Annotated in this window: 16 protein-coding genes; 5 read left to right on the forward strand and 11 right to left on the reverse strand. The window is 65.1% G+C overall.

The window, feature by feature from the left end; translation table 11 throughout:
- Nucleotides 1-23 precede the first annotated feature (23 nt).
- Both AB4Z32_RS22400 and AB4Z32_RS22405 read right to left on the reverse strand, forming a co-directional pair.
- Nucleotides 24-1,046: a sulfate ABC transporter substrate-binding protein gene (locus AB4Z32_RS22400; RefSeq protein WP_442124078.1), complete on the reverse strand. Its 1,023-nt coding sequence runs from the start codon at nt 1,044-1,046 to the stop codon at nt 24-26.
- 119 nt (nt 1,047-1,165) lie between these two features.
- Complete coding sequence (locus tag AB4Z32_RS22405; RefSeq protein WP_258845858.1) at nt 1,166-1,378, reverse strand: hypothetical protein; 213 nt, start codon at nt 1,376-1,378, stop codon at nt 1,166-1,168.
- A 218-nt stretch (nt 1,379-1,596) separates the two neighbouring features.
- On the opposite strand from AB4Z32_RS22405, the gene AB4Z32_RS22410 reads away from it, so the two are divergent.
- The 3 genes from AB4Z32_RS22410 to AB4Z32_RS22420 are packed head-to-tail and all read left to right on the forward strand — an operon-like array spanning nt 1,597 to nt 4,050.
- Nucleotides 1,597-2,262, forward strand: coding sequence for a phosphatase PAP2 family protein (locus tag AB4Z32_RS22410; RefSeq protein WP_442124079.1), 666 nt, complete (start codon nt 1,597-1,599; stop codon nt 2,260-2,262).
- Nucleotides 2,259-3,236, forward strand: coding sequence for a diacylglycerol/lipid kinase family protein (locus AB4Z32_RS22415; protein WP_442124080.1), 978 nt, complete (start codon nt 2,259-2,261; stop codon nt 3,234-3,236). Before AB4Z32_RS22410 ends, AB4Z32_RS22415 begins: the two co-directional genes overlap by 4 nt.
- Complete coding sequence (locus tag AB4Z32_RS22420) at nt 3,211-4,050, forward strand: metallophosphoesterase family protein (RefSeq protein ID WP_442124081.1); 840 nt, start codon at nt 3,211-3,213, stop codon at nt 4,048-4,050. Before AB4Z32_RS22415 ends, AB4Z32_RS22420 begins: the two co-directional genes overlap by 26 nt.
- A gap of 82 nt (nt 4,051-4,132) precedes the next feature.
- On the opposite strand, the gene cls is transcribed toward AB4Z32_RS22420, so the two are convergent.
- Together cls and AB4Z32_RS22430 are read right to left on the reverse strand one after the other, a co-directional pair.
- Complete coding sequence (gene cls / locus AB4Z32_RS22425) at nt 4,133-5,515, reverse strand: cardiolipin synthase (protein WP_442124082.1); 1,383 nt, start codon at nt 5,513-5,515, stop codon at nt 4,133-4,135.
- A complete protein-coding gene (locus AB4Z32_RS22430) occupies nt 5,512-7,611 on the reverse strand; it encodes a site-specific recombinase (protein ID WP_442124083.1) in 2,100 nt (699 codons plus the stop codon). The genes cls and AB4Z32_RS22430 overlap by 4 nt, the downstream gene beginning before the upstream one ends.
- 173 nt (nt 7,612-7,784) lie before the next feature.
- Between AB4Z32_RS22430 and AB4Z32_RS22435 the strand changes: the two genes are divergently transcribed.
- Complete coding sequence (locus tag AB4Z32_RS22435; RefSeq protein WP_442124084.1) at nt 7,785-8,621, forward strand: branched-chain amino acid aminotransferase; 837 nt, start codon at nt 7,785-7,787, stop codon at nt 8,619-8,621.
- 310 nt (nt 8,622-8,931) lie between these two features.
- Here AB4Z32_RS22435 and AB4Z32_RS22440 read toward each other — a convergent pair whose 3' ends face one another.
- The 7 genes from AB4Z32_RS22440 to AB4Z32_RS22470 all read right to left on the reverse strand — a co-directional run bounded on the left by AB4Z32_RS22440 (nt 8,932) and on the right by AB4Z32_RS22470 (nt 15,818).
- Complete coding sequence (locus tag AB4Z32_RS22440) at nt 8,932-9,495, reverse strand: DUF3617 domain-containing protein (RefSeq protein WP_442124085.1); 564 nt, start codon at nt 9,493-9,495, stop codon at nt 8,932-8,934.
- An 81-nt stretch (nt 9,496-9,576) separates the two neighbouring features.
- The gene (locus tag AB4Z32_RS22445; RefSeq protein ID WP_442124086.1) at nt 9,577-10,185 is read right to left on the reverse strand and encodes an NUDIX domain-containing protein; all 609 of its coding nucleotides are present in this window, start codon (nt 10,183-10,185) and stop codon (nt 9,577-9,579) included.
- 110 nt (nt 10,186-10,295) lie between these two features.
- Nucleotides 10,296-13,151, reverse strand: coding sequence for a TonB-dependent receptor domain-containing protein (locus tag AB4Z32_RS22450; protein WP_442124087.1), 2,856 nt, complete (start codon nt 13,149-13,151; stop codon nt 10,296-10,298).
- 378 nt (nt 13,152-13,529) lie between these two features.
- Entirely contained in the window at nt 13,530-14,201 is a 672-nt protein-coding gene (locus tag AB4Z32_RS22455) for an OmpA family protein (protein WP_442124088.1), read from the reverse strand.
- A 104-nt stretch (nt 14,202-14,305) separates the two neighbouring features.
- Entirely contained in the window at nt 14,306-14,452 is a 147-nt protein-coding gene (locus AB4Z32_RS22460) for a lmo0937 family membrane protein (protein WP_105378160.1), read from the reverse strand.
- Nucleotides 14,453-14,542: 90 nt separating this feature from the next.
- Complete coding sequence (locus AB4Z32_RS22465; protein WP_442124089.1) at nt 14,543-14,773, reverse strand: hypothetical protein; 231 nt, start codon at nt 14,771-14,773, stop codon at nt 14,543-14,545.
- 187 nt (nt 14,774-14,960) lie between these two features.
- Nucleotides 14,961-15,818, reverse strand: coding sequence for a glycine zipper 2TM domain-containing protein (locus tag AB4Z32_RS22470; protein WP_442124090.1), 858 nt, complete (start codon nt 15,816-15,818; stop codon nt 14,961-14,963).
- Nucleotides 15,819-15,996: 178 nt separating this feature from the next.
- Between AB4Z32_RS22470 and AB4Z32_RS22475 the strand changes: the two genes are divergently transcribed.
- Nucleotides 15,997-16,728: a Crp/Fnr family transcriptional regulator gene (locus tag AB4Z32_RS22475; protein WP_442124091.1), complete on the forward strand. Its 732-nt coding sequence runs from the start codon at nt 15,997-15,999 to the stop codon at nt 16,726-16,728.
- The last annotated feature ends 101 nt before the right edge of the window (nt 16,729-16,829 follow it).

A 16,829-nucleotide genomic window follows, 5' to 3' on the forward strand; every position in this document is an offset into this window, starting at 1 on the left:
CGACGGAGCTGATATTTCTATCTTTACTTCTTACCCGGCTGATAAATCTGATCGAAAATCCCCCCGTCCGCAAAGTGCGCCTTCTGCGCCTTGGTCCAGCCGCCGGCGATCTCGTCGATGGTGAACAGCTTGACGGCCGGGAATTGTGCCGCGTATTGCTTGGCGTAGGGCTCGACCACCGGGCGGTAATAGTGCTTGGCGGCGATCTGTTGGCCTTCGGCGCTGTACAGGTATTGCAGGTAGGCTTCGGCCACCGCGCGGGTGCCGCGCTTGTCGACGACCTTGTCGACCACCGACACCGGCGGCTGGGCCAGGATGCTCACCGACGGGGCCACGACTTCGAACTTGTCCGGGCCCAGTTCCTTCACCGCCAGCAGGGCTTCGTTTTCCCAGGCCAGCAGGACGTCGCCGATGCCGCGTTCGACGAAAGTGGTGGTGGCGCCGCGGGCGCCGGAGTCCAGCACCGGCACGTTCTTGTACAGCTTGGCCAGGTAGTCGCGGGCGCTGGCGTCGGTGCCGCCCGGCAGGCGCAGGGCGTAGCCGTAGGCGGCCAGGTGGTTCCAGCGCGCGCCGCCCGAGGTCTTCGGGTTCGGCGTGATCACGGAGACGCCCGGCTTGATCAGGTCGGCCCAATCCTTGATGTGCTTCGGATTGCCCTTGCGGACCAGGAACACGATGGTCGAGGCGTAGGGCGTGCTGTTGTGGGCCAGGCGCTGTTGCCAGTTGTGCGCGATAAGGCCGCGTTCGCTGATAGCATCGATGTCATAGGCCAGCGCCAGGGTGACGACGTCGGCTTGCAGGCCGTCGATCACCGAACGCGCCTGCTTGCCGGAGCCGCCATGCGATTGCTTGACGGTGACGTTGTCGCCGGTCTTGGCTTTCCACTGGCGGGCGAAAGCCTGGTTGAAATCCTGGTAGAGCTCACGGGTCGGGTCGTACGACACGTTCAGCAGGGTGATGTCCGCGGCGAAGGCGGCGGACTGGCCCAAGACGGAGCTGAAAAGCGCTACGAGGGCCAGCGTGGCGGCGATTTTTTTATGAAACATCGTTTTCTTTCGGGCAGGTGAGGAAGCCTCAGCTTAGGTGCCTGCTCAGCGAAAGAAAACGAATTTAAACGATGAACCTTATGCGCTTTTTAATGCGACGCTTTATAACGCGCCGACTTTCACTTGGCCTTCGACAGGATCAGCAGCCAGCGGCGGAACAGCAGCACTTCGAGGTGGCCCGGCACGACCCCGGTATCGAATTCGATGACCGGATTGACTGCGTAGAAGCGCTTGCGAAAATCGCGGGTAACGAGAATCTCGCGGCGGCCGAGGCGGACCAGGAACGGAGTCGGTGCGTATTCAAGGCCAAAAGAGCTGTTCAGAGTAGTCATGACGATCCCTTTGTCGAGTGTTGTTGGTCAACGTGTTGTTCAAGTGCATTCAGAATATCACAACTACTGTATAAATCCACAGTTACTGTACAAAAATCCAGTTCTATTTCGCAACTGTGGTTTTTTCACCAACTGGCCCCAACTGGAGCCGCATGCTGACATCCGTCCACCGCTCAGTTCATCGATTCCTCGCCCGGCGCTTCTCTCCGAAGGAGGAGATGGGCCTGCATCTCACCATCGGCGTGATCCTGATCCTGTGCGCCGCCTGGGCCTTCGGCGAGATCGCCGAGGACGTGATCGAGGGCGACACCATCACCCTGATCGACGTCCGGCTTGCACACTGGTTCCGCGCCCACGCTGACGCCGGCTTCACCGATGCCATGCTCTTCATCACGCACTGGAACGGCATCCTCGGCTCCAGCATCATGGGCTTGCTGCTGGCGCTCTGGTTCTGGTACCGCAAGGCGCATTACTGGCTGGTCGTGGTATTGGTGTCGGTGCCGGGCGGGATGCTGCTCAACGTCGCCCTCAAACACATTTTCCGCCGCGCCCGGCCCAGCCTGGAGGACCCCTTGCTGACCCTGTCGACCTATAGCTTCCCCAGCGGCCACACCGCGGCCGCGACCGTGTTCTACGGCCTGCTGGCCTGCTACCTGGTGCGCCGCGTGCATGCCTGGCCGGCGCGCGCCGCGATCGTCGCCGCCTGCGTGCTGATGGTGATGCTGGTGGCGCTGTCGCGCATGTACCTGGGCGTGCACTACCTGTCCGACGTGCTGGCGGCCAGCGCGGAAGGCGCGGCCTGGCTGGCGATCTGCATCACGGCGGTGTCGACCCTGCACCGCCGCCGCAGGGCGGGTGCGCAGGGCAGGGAGGTGGCGCCATGAAGCCGGTGACCGTGATCGTCAACGGCGGCGCCGGCCACGGCCACGACGACCAGGCCTGCGCGGAACTGCGCGCCAAGCTGAGCGAGGCCGGCCTGGACGCCGAACTGGTACTGGCCAAGGACGGCCAGGCGATGATCGCCACCGCCAGGCGCGCGCTCGAGCAGGGCGCGGAACTGGTCGCGGCCGGCGGCGGCGACGGCACCATCAACGCGGTCGCCTCCGTGATGGTGGGCAGCGGCGTGCGCTTCGGCGTGCTGCCGCTCGGGACCCTGAACCATTTCGCGAAAGACCTCGGTGTTCCGATCGAGCTCGACGAAGCCGTGCGCAACCTGGCGAGCGGCGTGCCGCGCCAGGTCGACGTCGGCGAAGTCAACGGCCGCATCTTCCTCAACAACTCCAGCCTCGGGATCTACCCGGACATCGTGCGCGACCGCGAGAAGCAGCAGCGCCGCCTGGGGCGCGGCAAATGGCCGGCGGCCCTGTGGGCGACGCTGGCGGCGCTGCGCCGCTATCCTTTCCTGTCGATGCGCCTGATGGTGAATGGCGAAACGCTGGCGCGCCGCACGCCCTTCGTCTTCATCGGCAACAACCGCTACACCATGCAGGGCCTGGCGATCGGCGAGCGCGAGCGCCTCGACGACGGCGTGCTGAGCCTGTACGTGGCCCAGCATCCGACCCGCCTGGGCCTGCTGCGCTTCGCCATCGATGCCCTGCTCGGCAGGCTGGGCAGCGAGCGCGACTTCGACATCCTGGAGGCGGCGGAATTCGAGATCGCCACCCACCACGCGCACCTGCACGTCGCCACCGACGGCGAAGTCACGCAGATGCATGCGCCGCTGCGCTACCGGGTGAGGCCTGGCGCACTGACGGTGCTGGTTCCCGCGGCGACAATGGAAGGAACCAACATCACAACGCTAACAGCGACACCAGGAAAGGAAGCGGAAGATCATGCGCACACTCGTTCACCTCTCTGACCTGCATTTCGGCCGCGTCGATCCGGAACTGCTCGACCCGCTGCGCGACCTCGTCCACCGCCTCGCCCCGAGCGTGGTGGTGGTGTCGGGCGACCTGACGCAGCGGGCGAAAAGCGAGCAGTTCGAGGAGGCGCGCGCCTGGCTCGACACCTTGCCCGGTCCGCAGATCGTCGTCCCCGGCAACCACGACATCTCGCTGTACAACGTGTTCCGCCGCTTCGCGCTGCCGCTCGAACGCTACAAGCGCTACATCACCGACGACCTGGACCCGGTCTTCATCGACGACGAGGTCGCGGTGCTGGGCGTGAACACGGCACGCTCCCTCACCTGGAAGGACGGCCGCGTCAACAAGGAGCAGGTCGACAAGATCCGCGCCACCCTGGCCAGCATGCCGAAGGATATCGTGAGGGTGGTGGTGACCCACCATCCCTTCGACCTGCCCGAAGGCTCCACCGACGAGGACGACCTGGTCGACCGCGCCCACATGGCGATGGATGCCTTCGCCGACGTCGGCGTCGACCTGCTGCTGGCCGGCCACCTGCACAAGAGCCACGCCGGCAACACCCAGGCGCGCTACAAGATCAGCGAGTACGCGGCCCTGGTGGTGCAGGCCGGCACGGCAACGTCCACGCGCGGCCGCGGCGAGGTGAACTCCTTCAACGTGATCCGCACCGAGCCGCGGAAGATCGAGGTCGATCGTTATGGCTGGGATTCCGTGCACAAGCAGTTCCAGTTGCTGGCGACCGAGAAGTTCATGCGCAGCGGGAATGTGTGGGCGGAGGTGAACGAGGGCTTGCTGGCGGCGGGGATTTAAGCCGCCGCCGTTTGAACCGTCATCCCCGCGGAAGCGGGGACGACTGTGGGAAGCGCGGGAACGGCGGTTTAGCGCAGCCGGCTCAAATCCAGTACTCCCCCAGGCGCGCCACCCACTCCCGCAGCCGATCCTTCCACGGCCGATGCCGCCACCGCTCCAGGGTCACTTCCTTCGAATCGCGCAAGTCCTCGTTGAAGGCGCTCTCCATGTCGCCTCCGAAGGCCGGGTCCATCACCACCACGTTCAGCTCGTAGTTGTGCAGGAAGCTGCGGCGGTCGATGTTGGCCGAGCCGATGGTCGACCAGCCGCCGTCGATCACCGCCGTCTTCGCGTGCAGCACGGCGATCTGCAGTTCGTAGATCTTGACGCCGGCCTTTAGCAGCTGGTCGTAGAAGGCCTGGCCGGCGTAGCGGATCAGGCTGTGGTCGGACACGCCCGGCAGCACCAGCTTGACGTCGACGCCGCGCTTCGCCGCATTGGCGAGGGCGTCGACGATCTGCTGGTCGGGGACGAAGTAGGCGGACGTGATGTGAATGCTCTGCCTGGCTTCCGAGATCGCCACCACCAGCGCCTTGTAGATGTCGGAATCGCCTTCCGGATTGCCGGCCAGGACGCGGATCAGCTTGTCACCCTCGCGGGACAGGCGGGGGAAGTACTCGGCCTTAGGCAGCTCGCCGCCTTCCTGCTGGATCCACAGTTTGACGAAGGAGTACTGCAGGGCGGTCACCGCCGGGCCCTCGATCTTGACGTGGGTGTCGCGCCAGCCGACTTTCGATTCGTCGACGTTGTCCGGCTTGCTCCGCGAGCGGAACAGCGAGCTGTTGGCATAGGTCGAGCTGATGTTGATGCCGCCGGTGAAGGCGATGCGGCCGTCGACCACCATCAGCTTGCGGTGGTTGCGATTGTTCAGGTCCCAGTGGCGCTTGGCCTTGGCCGGGTTGACCGGGTTGAAGATCAGGACCCGGATGCCGGCCGCGCGCATGCGGTCGAAGAAGGCGGCCGGGGTGGCGATGGCGCCGACGGCGTCGACCATGATGTTCACCGCCACGCCCTGGCGCTGCTTGTCGATCAGCACGTCCGCGAACTCGTTGCCGATCTCGTCCTGGTCGAAGATATAGGTTTCCATATTGATCGAGCTGGTGGCGGCGCGCGCCGCGGCCATCATCTCGCGCATGGTGGCGGGGCCGTCGAACAGCAGGCCCACCCGGTTGCCGGCGATGAGCGGCACGCCGGTCACCTGTTCCTCCAGCAGCGCCAGCGAGGTCAGGTCGGTCGAGGCATTCGCCCAGCGCTTCTGCACCAGCGACGACGCCACCTTCGGCGGCAGCGCTCCCTTCGTGCCCGCGACCGTGGGCGTGCCCTTGGCGGGGGCGCCGGGATCGACCTCGGGCAGGGCCTTGCAGGAGGCCAGGGCCAGGCCGAGGCACAGGGCCAGGAGCCAGGAGGGCAGGCTTGGGGATCTCATTCGATACCTCTCAGTGGTTGGCCCAGGGGGTCGGCCTTGGGCCCGATGAAGAAGTCCAGCGGCGCGGCGCGCAGGCGCCGGCCCAGCGCGCGCAACAGGCGGAATCCGTGGTAGAAGCGGATCTTGCGGGCGCGCAGCGCCACCCACAGCGCGAGCCCGAAGCTCACCAGCAGGTTGACCACGGCGATCAGGGCGATCCCCAGCAGGGTGATGCCGGCCGTCTCCCAGTCGAGCTGGTAGTCGAGGCCGACGAAGCCGATCGCCAGGTTGGCCGAGGAGAAGGTCACGTGGCGGACGTCGAGCGGCAGGCCGAGCAGGAAGCCGACCAGGGCGGTGGTGCCCATCAGGACGCCGAACACGGCGTTGCCCATCAGGCCGCCGAGGTTGTCCTCGACGTAGCGGCCGAAGCGTTCCAGGCGCTCGCGCCCCAGCAGGCGCCGCAGGCCGTGCAGCTGCTGCACGCGCTGGCCCATGCGGGTGTAGAGCGCCTTGTTGTCGTAGTAGCCGGATACCAGCCCCGAGACGAACAGCCAGACCCCGGCGATGGCCGCATGCAGCAGGGCCAGGGAATGCCAGGGATGGCTGTCCTCGATCAGGTGGCGCGCCTTGAACACGTTCACCAGGTGGTGGCCGCTCAGGTATTGGTAGCCGAGCGCGAGCAGGAAGGAGATCGGGATCACCGTCGCCAGGTTGCCGAGCACGGCCACCACCTGGGTGCGGAACACCTTGTTGACCAGGGCCGCCATGCTGTCGACGTCGGCCTGGCGGTAACCTTTGCCCTTCTGGTCGCTTTCGTGGAGGGCGGCGGCGATGCGCGCGGCCGTCATCGCGGGCTGCTTGGTGGCGACCGTGAAGTGCAGCACGTGGATGAGCATGAAGCCGAACGAATAGTTCATGCAGTACAGCGCGGCCTCGATCAGCGGCGCCTGGTGCAGATAGGACATCAGGATCTTGATGATCGCCATCACGCTGATGATGAAACCGGCGCCGGCGGCCTGGTTGAACATCTGGCGCATGGCGCCACGGTCCTCGGCGACATAATGCTCGCCGGTGCGGCTGGCGTTCTCCGTCACGTTACGCGCCAGCAGGTCGACGTTGTCGCGCACCAGGCCGCGCACCTGGTATTTGGTGTTGTGGGCTTCCGCCAGTTCCTGGGCCAGGGACAGCGCGGCCGCGCGGCGCAGCGAGGTCGGCGGCTCGGACGGCGGCGTGGCCTCGTTGGCCAGCGCATGCAGGTCGATGGTCGGCGCGCCCGGCAGCTCGCCGCTGACGTCGACCAGGAACAGGAGCTTGCGCAGGCGGTCGATGCTCTGGGTGACCGCCACCAGCAGATAGGTCAGCGAGACGCTGGTGCCGGCCCCCAGCGCGCGGCGCCGGACCTTCAACACCACTTCTTCGCACTGGTCGAGCATCACGAGCAGGTGGCGCGCGTCTTCCATCTGCTCGATCTCGCCGGCCAGCAGGCGGCCGTACTGGTCGAGGTAGTTGTTGGCCTCGATGTTCTGCATCAGGAAGGGCGAATCGACTTCCTCGATCTCCATGTGGGCGTGGATCAGGCGCGGCTCCAGTCCCAGCGCGCAGACGCGGCAGGAGAGGGTGCGGATCGCGTCGAGCAGGCCGAGCACCGTCACCTGGCGGGCGCGGTCCGGGACAGCGTCCGCGGGCGGAGGGGCGTTGGCGATGGTGTCGAAGAGCTCGAGCCAGTCGGCGTTCGGGATCGCGCGGATCCACAGGTAATCGTCCTCGCGGCACAGCAGGCGTTCGAGGGTATCGGACAGGTAGTGGTCGTCGAGGGCGGGCGGCAGGATGCGGTAGGCGATGCGGCGCTTCAGTTCGGTAAAGAAGCCGTCGTTCGAGAGAATACCGACATCCGAATACAGGCTCGTGTGGCGGCGGGTTTCCAGCAGGGTGGCGAGGTAGCGGCGCAGCGCCCAGGCCTGGCCGGGATGGCCTTTGAGGAGCTGGCACAGCGTGCGCACCTGGGCGCGCGCGTAGTCGTAATCGGACGCGCGGCGTGGACGCAGTTTGTCGACCAGGTCGATCAGCAGGTCGATGCGATCGCTGTCCGGGTCGATACGTTCTAGGATGTCGAGCATGAAGTACTTGTAGTGCTGGGCGAAAGGACTGCCCGGAACGCGTAGTGTACTCGTGGATATGTGAAAGCTGTGTACGCCAACGAACTGAGCGGCCGCGGGCTCTGGCGTACCGGATGCCGGCGCCTGGGTTAAACTTGATGCGTTACGTCATCGCTTTTTACTAGGGAAATCCAATGTACCTGACTTATTACAACGGCGAATGGGCCGAAGGAAATACGCCGCTGTTCGGCGCCATGGACCATAGCGTCTGGCTGGGTTCCTCCGTGTTCGACGGCGCGCGCGCCCTGCATGGCCGCCTGCCGGACCTGCGTCCTCACCTGCAGCGCGTGATCGACTCGGCCGAGAAGCTGGGCCTGCGCTGCCCGCTGTCGGTGGACCAGATGGAAGCGCTGGTGCGCGAAGGCGTGGCCAAATTCCCGGCCGATGCCGAGCTCTACATTCGTCCGCTGGTGTTCGCTTCCGAAGGCTTCCTGATCCCGGTGCCGGAAAAGGCCGGCTTCGCGCTGACCCTGTTCGACGCGCCGCTGCCGCCGTTTACCGGTTTTTCGGCCTGCCTGTCGGAACTGCAGCGCCCGCAGCCGACCATGGCGCCGACCGACGCCAAGGCCTCGGCCCTGTACGCCAACACCGCCCGCGCCCTGCGCGAAGCTAGGACCCGCGGCTTCGACAACGCCATCATGCTGGACGCCGCCGGCGACGTGGCCGAGTTCGCATCCTCCAACCTGTTCCTGGTCACCGCCGACGGCGCCGTCGTCACCCCGGCCCTGAACGGCACCTTCCTGGCCGGCATCACCCGCGCCCGCGTGATCGCACTGCTGAAGGACGCCGGCGTGACGGTCGAGGAACGCACGGTCAAGCCGGAAGAACTCGACACCGCCCGCGAAATCTTCAGCACCGGCAACTACGGCAAAGTCACCCCCTGCATCCGCTACGAAACCCGCGACCTCCCGGCCGGCCCGGTAGCCAAACAGGCGCGCGACCTCTACCTCGCCTTCACCGAAACCACCTGAGCCAATAATCGGGGTCAGAGCAATAATTCGTAATTCGGGGTCAGAGCACATTTCGCCTTCAATTCGGGGTCAGAGCACTTTTTCGATCAATGGCCATGCGGCTAAGACATCGGGCGGGGCAGGGCGCCAGCCGGGCCAGTCGAACATCGGGGCATCATTTTTTGCGGCTGAGATATTGCCCAAAAAAATGCTCTGACCCCGAATTAGCGGAATAATGTGCTCTGACCCCGAATTTGACCCCGAATTTGGGGAGTAAAAAAGGCCAGGCTGGCGAACCAGTCCTGGCCAAATCCCGTGGGGGTCGTTGCTGCTATTGCGCTTGCGGGATGCTGATTGGTCGGAGATTGCCGCAGTCGGCGCCCAGCCATTTGCCGGCGACGTCCATGTCCACTGTCTGTTGCCTGCCGCCGTCGTTGCCTTTGACGTGCATCTGCGCGCGGTAGCTGGTGTCGCTGTCGAAGCTCATTTCGCCTTCGCCGCTGGCCGGCGGCTTGCTGCAGCTGAAGGCGACCTTCATCCTGTTGCCGGAGACCGGCGTCAGTTTCTGCTTGCAGTCGCCTTCCTGAACTGGAAATTCCTTCCGCTGGATCATTTCCTTGGTCATGCACATGCGCGAGGTGAGGGCGCCGCCGGCGCCGACGTTCATCTGCACGCCGTTGCGTTCCATCATTTGCTGCATGGCCTTGCGCTGTTCCGGCGACATATTGGCGAGCTGCTTCTGCATCTCGGCCATGGCCGACTGCATCTGGCCGTCGGAGGAGCTGACCTTGTTGCTCAGCTCCCAGAGCCCGGGTTTCATATTGAGGTTCTGGGCGCCGGCCGGCAGCGCCAGTGCGGCCGCGCAAGCCGAAAGGATCAGGGCAAGGGTCTTCATAGGGGATGTTCTCCTGTAACTGGAATGCATTGTGGCGGGCGCGCCGGTTTCCCGGCAGCACCACCAATGGGGGGAAACGGATCAGGAGGCTTCGTGCCGGCCGAGCACGCGGCGCTCCAGGTGCAGCAGGAGCAGCACGGTCTTGGCGTCGACGATGCCCCCGGTGTCGATCAGCGCCAGCGCATCGTCGAAGTCCATCTCGATCACCTCGATGTCTTCGCCTTCCTCGGCCTTGCCGCCGCCATCGCCGCTGCGGCGCGCCGGATCGTACTCGGCGACGAACAGGTGGATCTTCTCGGTCAGCGAGCCGGGACTCGGAAACAGCTGCATCACGGCGTCAAGGCGCTCGATCTCGTAGCCGGTTTCTTCGCGGGCCTCGATCCTGGCGCGCTCTTCGGGCGGCGCATCGTCGTCCAGCACCCCGGCGGCGGCCTCCAGCAAGAAGCCGTCGTGGCCGCCGATGGGCGCACTGAGGCGGGCGCCGAGCCGGAACTGGCGCGTCAGCACCACGGTGCGGCGTTCGCGGTTGTACAGCAGCACGGCGGCGCCGCTGGCGGCGTCGTAGACTTCGCGCTGCTGCTCCTGCCAGCCGCCGTCGCGGCGCAGCTGTTCGTAGGTGACCTTCTTGAGCGGATAGAAATCGTCGGAGAGGATCTCCTCGCCGGCGATGCGGATGCGTGGTTCTGCCATGGCGTCTCCTGGTGATATGCCGGCCGAGCATACACCGCGGCCATGAAAAAAGCCGCCCGGCTTGCGCGGGGCGGCTTTCGATCGTACTAGACGTTCAGGCGTTCAGCAGATTACTTGAACTTGTACGAAGCGGTCAGGCGGAAGTAACGGCCCATGCCATTGTGCAGCTGGGTGTTGAAGCCTTCGTTCGGGTAACGCGGATCGTACGGAGCCTTGGTATCGAACAGGTTCTTGATGTTGGCCGACAGGGTCCAGTTCTTGAAGCCGGTGTACGAGTAGGCGGCGCCGAAGGTCAGCCACTCGTCGACGTTGCAGTCCGGGTTCGAGTACAGGTAGTTCGGCAGGCCGCCGGTCGACACGCCCTTCGGCACCGGCACGGTGTTGGTGCCGTAGTAGCAGAACGGGACCGGGTAGGTCGTGGTGTTGTCGGTACGGCGCATCAGCGACACCGACGACACGTAGTCGGCCGACAGGGTTGCGCTGTGGTCGCCGCTGGTCCAGGTCGACGCGATGTTGAAGCGGTGACGCGGGATGTCGCCCACCGAGGTCGCCCAGTCGGACAGGCCGCCGTTGGTGCCGACGACGTTGGTCGAGACTTCGCCCGGACGCTCCGAACGCTTGTAGGTCAGCGCGTAGGTGTAGTTCAGGCGGGTCGAAATACGGCCCATCTCACCCAGGTTCAGGCGGTGCGCCACTTCGACGTCGATACCCGAGGTGTCGGTCGAACCCTGGTTCACGAAGGTGCGGTTGATCGCCAGCAGCTGGCCCGAGTTCGGGATGACGTGACCCGAAGCGTCGACCAGGTTGTTGTTGTCGCGGATCGCCAGGCCCGGGTACAGGTCCGGGTGCTCGGCCACGAAGGTTGCCGACAGCAGGGCAGTCTCGTTTTCCTTACGAATACGGTAGTAGTCGATCAGGATGTCGAGGTTCTTGGTGGCGTTGATGATCGAACCGAAGGAGTAGCTCTTCGAGGTTTCGTTCTTCAGGTTGGGGTTCGGGGTCGACATTGCCGAGATGCTGCGCGAGCAATCCAGCTTGTCTGCACCCGGCAGCGGGTTCACGCCGTCCGGGCAACGGACCGGATCGACGAAGCCGTTGTTGAACGACTGCACGCCGCCCGGCGACACCTGCGACAGCGCCGGCGCGCGGAAGCCCTTGGCGAACGAGCCGCGGAAGGTGACCTGGTCGGTCGCTTCCCACTTGGCGCCGACCTTCGGCACGAAGCTCCTGGCGTTCGGGTACTTGTCGACGCGGCCGGCGAAGTCCATCTCGAAGGTCTTGGTGAACGGGGTGCGCAGTTCGACGAAGCCCGACTTGACGACGCGGCGGCCGTCCATGACGGAGTTCGCCAGGCCGATGATGTTACCCGCAGCCAGTTCCGGATCCGAGTTCAGGCCGATCTTTTCCTGGCGGATTTCGCCGCCGAAGGCGAAGCCGATGTCGCCGCCGGCCAGCTTGCCGAGGGTGGTCGAGGCTTTGGCGTCGAGCTGGGTGACTTGCGAGAAGCCCAGGTTGTCGACGTCGCGCACTGCGTTCGGGTCGGCGATGGTCGCGGCAATGGTGCGGTTCTCGGTCACGATGCGGTCGATGACCGGACGGTACAGGTAGCCATGGCCCAGGTCGTCACGCTCGGTGCGGTTGTACAGCAGGCCGGTTTCCCAGTCGAAGGCGCCGGCGGTGCCCTTCAGGCCGGTCAGGAAGCGGTAAGCCTTGTTGACGTTCTCGCCGCTGGCGTCGGTGCCGACGAAACGGAACACGGCCGCTGCGCGGTAGCCGGTGAACGGATTGTCCGGGTGGCCGGACGGCAGCAGCAGCTGGTAGCTGGTCGGCAGGCCGTTGACGCGGAACACGGTGGTCGGTGCGGTCGACGAGATGGTCTTCGGCAGGCCGACGTACTCACGCTGGACGCGCGAGAAGCCGATTTCAGTGAACGAGGTGACGTTGTCGCTGATCTTGAAGGTGACCTTCGACAGCAGGTTGACGTCGGTACCCTTGGACTGGGCTTCGTAATTGTCGTAGATGTCGTAGTTGCAGAACTGGCGGCCGTACAGCATCGAGCTCGAAGCGATGTTGTACTGCGGGCCGCCGGTAATGACGTTGCCCTGGCAGCCAGCGGTGCTGTTGACGACGTATTTGCCGTTGGCGGCGCTGGTCGAGAAGTTGCCGGCGCCGGCGGTCAGTTCACGGAAGATGAACGGGTTGCCCGAGGCGTAGCTGCCATAGCCGTTCAGGCGGCTATTGATCTTGGACAGCTCGTCCTTTTCGATGTCGTTGACATCCTTGATGCCGGTGTGGCCGCGCTTGGCGACGTCGAAGCTGATGAAGGCATTGTAGCGGTCCTTCTCCAGGTCGCCGAAGCCGACCACGCCGTTGATGTTGTTGCGGTTGAACTGGCCGTTATCGTTGGCCGAGGTCGAGGCCGAGATCTGCGCACCCTGGTAGTCGTCCTTGGTGATGAAGTTGATCACGCCGGCGATCGCGTCCGAGCCGTACACGGCCGAGGCGCCATCCTTGAACACTTCGACGCGGGCGATGGCCGACACCGGAATGTTGTTCAGGTCGTAGACGGTCGATTTGCCGTTGTTCGGGTCTGCATAGGCCGAGGCGGCGATGCGGCGGCCGTTCAGCAGGATCAGGGTCGAGGACGAGCCCAGGCCGCGCAGCGAGGCGGTCGAGACGCCTTTCGAGAAGCCGCCGTCGGTGATGTCGTTCGAGGTACCCGAACCGAAGGCCGGGATGTTGTGCAGCAGTTCGGCGACGGTGTTGGCACCGGTTGCGGTGATTTCCTTGGCGGTCATCACGGTGATCGGCGAGGAGTCTTCCTTGTCGGCACGCTTGATGTTCGAACCGGTCACGTACACCTTCTGCACGGACGACTGTTCGGCTTGCGCGAACACGAAGCCTGGCGCTGCCAGGGTGAGGGCGACAGCGAGGACGCTGTGCTTAACTGCGATTTGCTTAGTCAAAATCTCTCCAATACTTAATCTCGAAGCCAGGGGCTTCTCTTATCGACCTCGGCGGGTAAAGACCAGCCAAGGGGGACGATAAGAACATTTCTCATGTGAAAAAGTCAAATCGGAGGACGTATTTTGTGTGCATCTTGCAACAGGTATAAAGACGGGTAATGACGCCATGCACAGATGTAAATATTTCCGTATATGCATAAGAAAAACTTATGCATATATGTCAAGCTGCCCGGAGAGGCCTGCCGCAGCCTGGTTGTTTGCTTGTGTGCGGAGGCGGAACGACGAGGGGGAATGGATCTTGCGCTGCGCCGCAAAATGTGAACTTATGCGTTTGGGGTACATCGGGCGCCGCCCTGGCGGCACGGCGCCCGGCAGGGTTCAGCCGGCGCGGTTCGGCTCGTTCACGAAGATCTCGACGCGGCGGTTGCGCGCGCGGCCGGCCGGATCGTCGTTGGAAGCGACCGGCTCGCGGGCGGCGCGGCCCTCGACCGTGATGCGGTTCGGATCGATGCCGCGCGCGGTGAGGTAGTCGCGCGTATGGGCGGCGCGGTCGAGCGAGAGCGGCTGGTTGATCTGGTCGCCGCCGGTATTGTCGGTGTGGCCGATGATGGTCACGTAGGTGCCCGGATTCTCGTTCAGGGTGGTGGCGAAGCGCTCGAGGATGGGCCGGAAATTCGGCTTGATGTCGGCGCGGTTGGTGTCGAACGAGATGTCGCTCGGGATCTCGAGCTTGAGCCGGTTGTCGGCGGTCTGCGAGACCTGCACGCCGGTGCCGCGGGTCGCCTGTTCCATCGCCTGGCGCTGCTGCTCCATGTGCTTGGACCAGACGTTGCCGGCCACCGCGCCGGCCAGGCCGCCCAGCACTGCGCCACGGGTGGCGCGGCCGCTGCCGCCCCCGCCCGTGCTGGCGCCGAGGATGGCACCGAGGCCCGCGCCGACGCCGGCGCCGGTGGCGGTGCCGCGCTGGGTGGCGTTCATGTCCGCGCAGCCGCTGGCGGCGACGGCAAATACGGTCGCGCACAATGTCGACCGGATGAAAGCAGTGTGCATGGTGTTCTCCTTACAAAGAAATATCCGTTTCGAGGTCGCGCCCGTCAACAGGGCACGACCGCGAAACGGACCGGGCGGTCTTGCAGAATGTTGCGTGACGGGTCTTATATTCCGCGTCCACTGATCAGGCGCACCAGGATCATGATGACGGCAACGACCAGCAGGATGTGGATGAAGCCGCCGACGGTGTAGGAAGTGACCAGACCAAGCAGCCACAGAATAATGAGAATGACAGCGATAGTGTAGAGCATGATAGTGTCCTCTTCGAATGAACCGGCGATGTCTTTGCCGTGAGTTCAGTATCCCGGGATCCATCCATATACTCCGTTCGCTGACGTACATTAAGCTGCGCTTTTTTGTTCTTTTCGCAATCCCGGAACCCAGCCCATGAAGCCCATCAGGCCGATGAAACCGATCAGGCAAGTCAGCATGCCGCCGGTGATCACGAAGAACACGTCGTGGGCGGCGATGTCGGCGCTGCCGGGCTGGGGCGCCGGACCGGCGCTGACGAGGCCGAAACAGGTGAGAAGCAGACCCCAGAGGATGATCCCGATCCATGCGATGCTGTTCATTGGACTCCCTTTCGTGTGAATGTTCTCCGCCGTCCTGCCGGCGTGAATCGATTCTTGACCGCCGTACGGCCGAGTTCCGTGCGCTAGCGCACATTGCGAAAAAGAAAACAAAAACGGGGCCGCAGCCCCGTTTTCCATGACCCGGCCTGCATGGCCGGGCACTGTTCTGGTGCGTTATCCGGTTCGACTATGCGGCGCGCAGCGCCCCCTTGACGATGCGGACGCGGTCGCCGGTACGCCATTGGGGCAGGTTCTGCTGGTGGAAGGTGCGCAGGGTGCCGTCGTCCAGGCGGACCCGGATCTCGTAGCTGTGACTGGCCTTCATATTGCCTTCGACCTGGTTGCCCATCACGGCGCCGCCGACCGCGCCGGCCACCGTCGCCAGCTGGCGTCCATGGCCGCTGCCGACCTGGTTGCCCAGCAGGCCGCCGAGGATGGCGCCGCCGGCCGCGCCCACGCCGCTGCCCTGGGCGCGGGTCATGATCTGGCGGATCGATTCGACGTTGCCGCAGTTGCCGCACCAGTTGCCCGCGGATTCCGCCTGGGCCACGCGGGCCGGGGTCCTGGCTTTCGGATAGCTCTCGCGCACCGGCGCCGGTTCGTCGTAGCCGGCGGCGGTGCTGCCCGCGGCGCTGGTGCCGTAGGCGCCGGTGGCCGGCGCCGCATAGCCCGGCGGGTAGGCGCTGGCGGTGGTCGGTGCGATCGAGCTGGCCGGGGCGGCCGGCAGCGGGGCGGTGGTGCTGGGCGTTGCCGGCACATAGCTGCCGACCGCGGCCTGGGCCGGGTAGGCCGGCGGCAGCGTGCCCGGCGCCGCGTAGCCCGGCTGGCCGGGTTGCTGCAGGCTGGCGTTGAGGGCGGCGCGGTCGGCGTCGCTCAATTCGCTCCTGGCGGGCACCATCCCGCGCGCCGTGCCGCCTTTCGACGACGGCAGCCAGCCCATGATGGCCGCGGTGCCGACCGCGCAGAACAGGATCACGGCGAGCGCCGCCAGGATCAGGAGAGGGTGCTGTCCGACGCGTGTCGGGGGTGTCTGGTGTGTGTTCATGGCTGGTCCTTTTTTTCTTCAGTCCGGTTTGACCATTGTCCCTGTCAACAACACCAGGTTCCGTGCGTCACCGTACATACTTCCCCCGGCCGCGCCGGTACGCTGACCAAAAGTTGTTAGCAAATGATACCGCGACGTCAGCCGCAGAATTGCCCTGGCGTCCAACCGCGAGGGTCCGATGAATTCTCCTGCTGCACCCATGGTCGCCGAGCATAACGCCAACCAGTTGCTGGCCGCGCTTCCTCCGGAAGACCTGGCCCGCATGCTCCCGGCGCTCGACCAGGTCCAGGTGGAGGTCGGGGCCGTGCTGTGCGAGCCCGGCGACGCCATCCGCCACATCTACTTTCCGCACGACTGCCTGATCTCGATGATGGCGGTGGCCGAAGTGCGCATGACCCTGGAGGTCGGCCTGGTCGGCCGCGAAGGCATGCTGGGCGCCACCGTCGCCCTCGGCCACGACACCACCCAGGTGCGCGCCGTGGTTCAGCGCGCCGGCAGCGCCAGCCGCATCGACGCCAGCCTGTTCCGCGCAGCCTTCGCGCGCAGCCCGATCCTGCAGCGCGTGCTGTACCGCTACACGGACACCCTGCTGGCCCAGGCCATCCAGATTGCCGTCTGCAGCCGCTACCACGTGCTGGAGGCGCGCCTGGCGCGCTCGCTGCTGGTCACCCGCGACCGCCTGCAGTCCGACCGCTTCCACCTGACCCACGAATTCCTCGCCCACGCGCTGGGCGTGCGCCGAGTCGGCGTCACCAAGGCCGCCAGCGCCCTGCAGCAGCAGGGACTGATCAACTACAGCCGCGGCAATATCGAGATCCTCGACCCGGAAGGGCTGGCCCAGGCGGCCTGCACCTGCTACGAGATCGTGCGCGAAGCCGGCGCCGGCATACCCGCGCCGCTGTTCGTATAAACCGTATAAACCGTTTTTGTCTTTCTTTGCGAGGTCGGCTTCCAAAAGGCAAACGCCCCGTCGAAACGGGGCGTTTGCCTTTGCGTGAACCGGACCGCGGA

It is taken from the genome of Massilia sp. 2TAF26, assembly GCF_052115005.1.
In the GTDB taxonomy this organism is placed as follows: Bacteria; Pseudomonadota; Gammaproteobacteria; order Burkholderiales; family Burkholderiaceae_D; genus Telluria.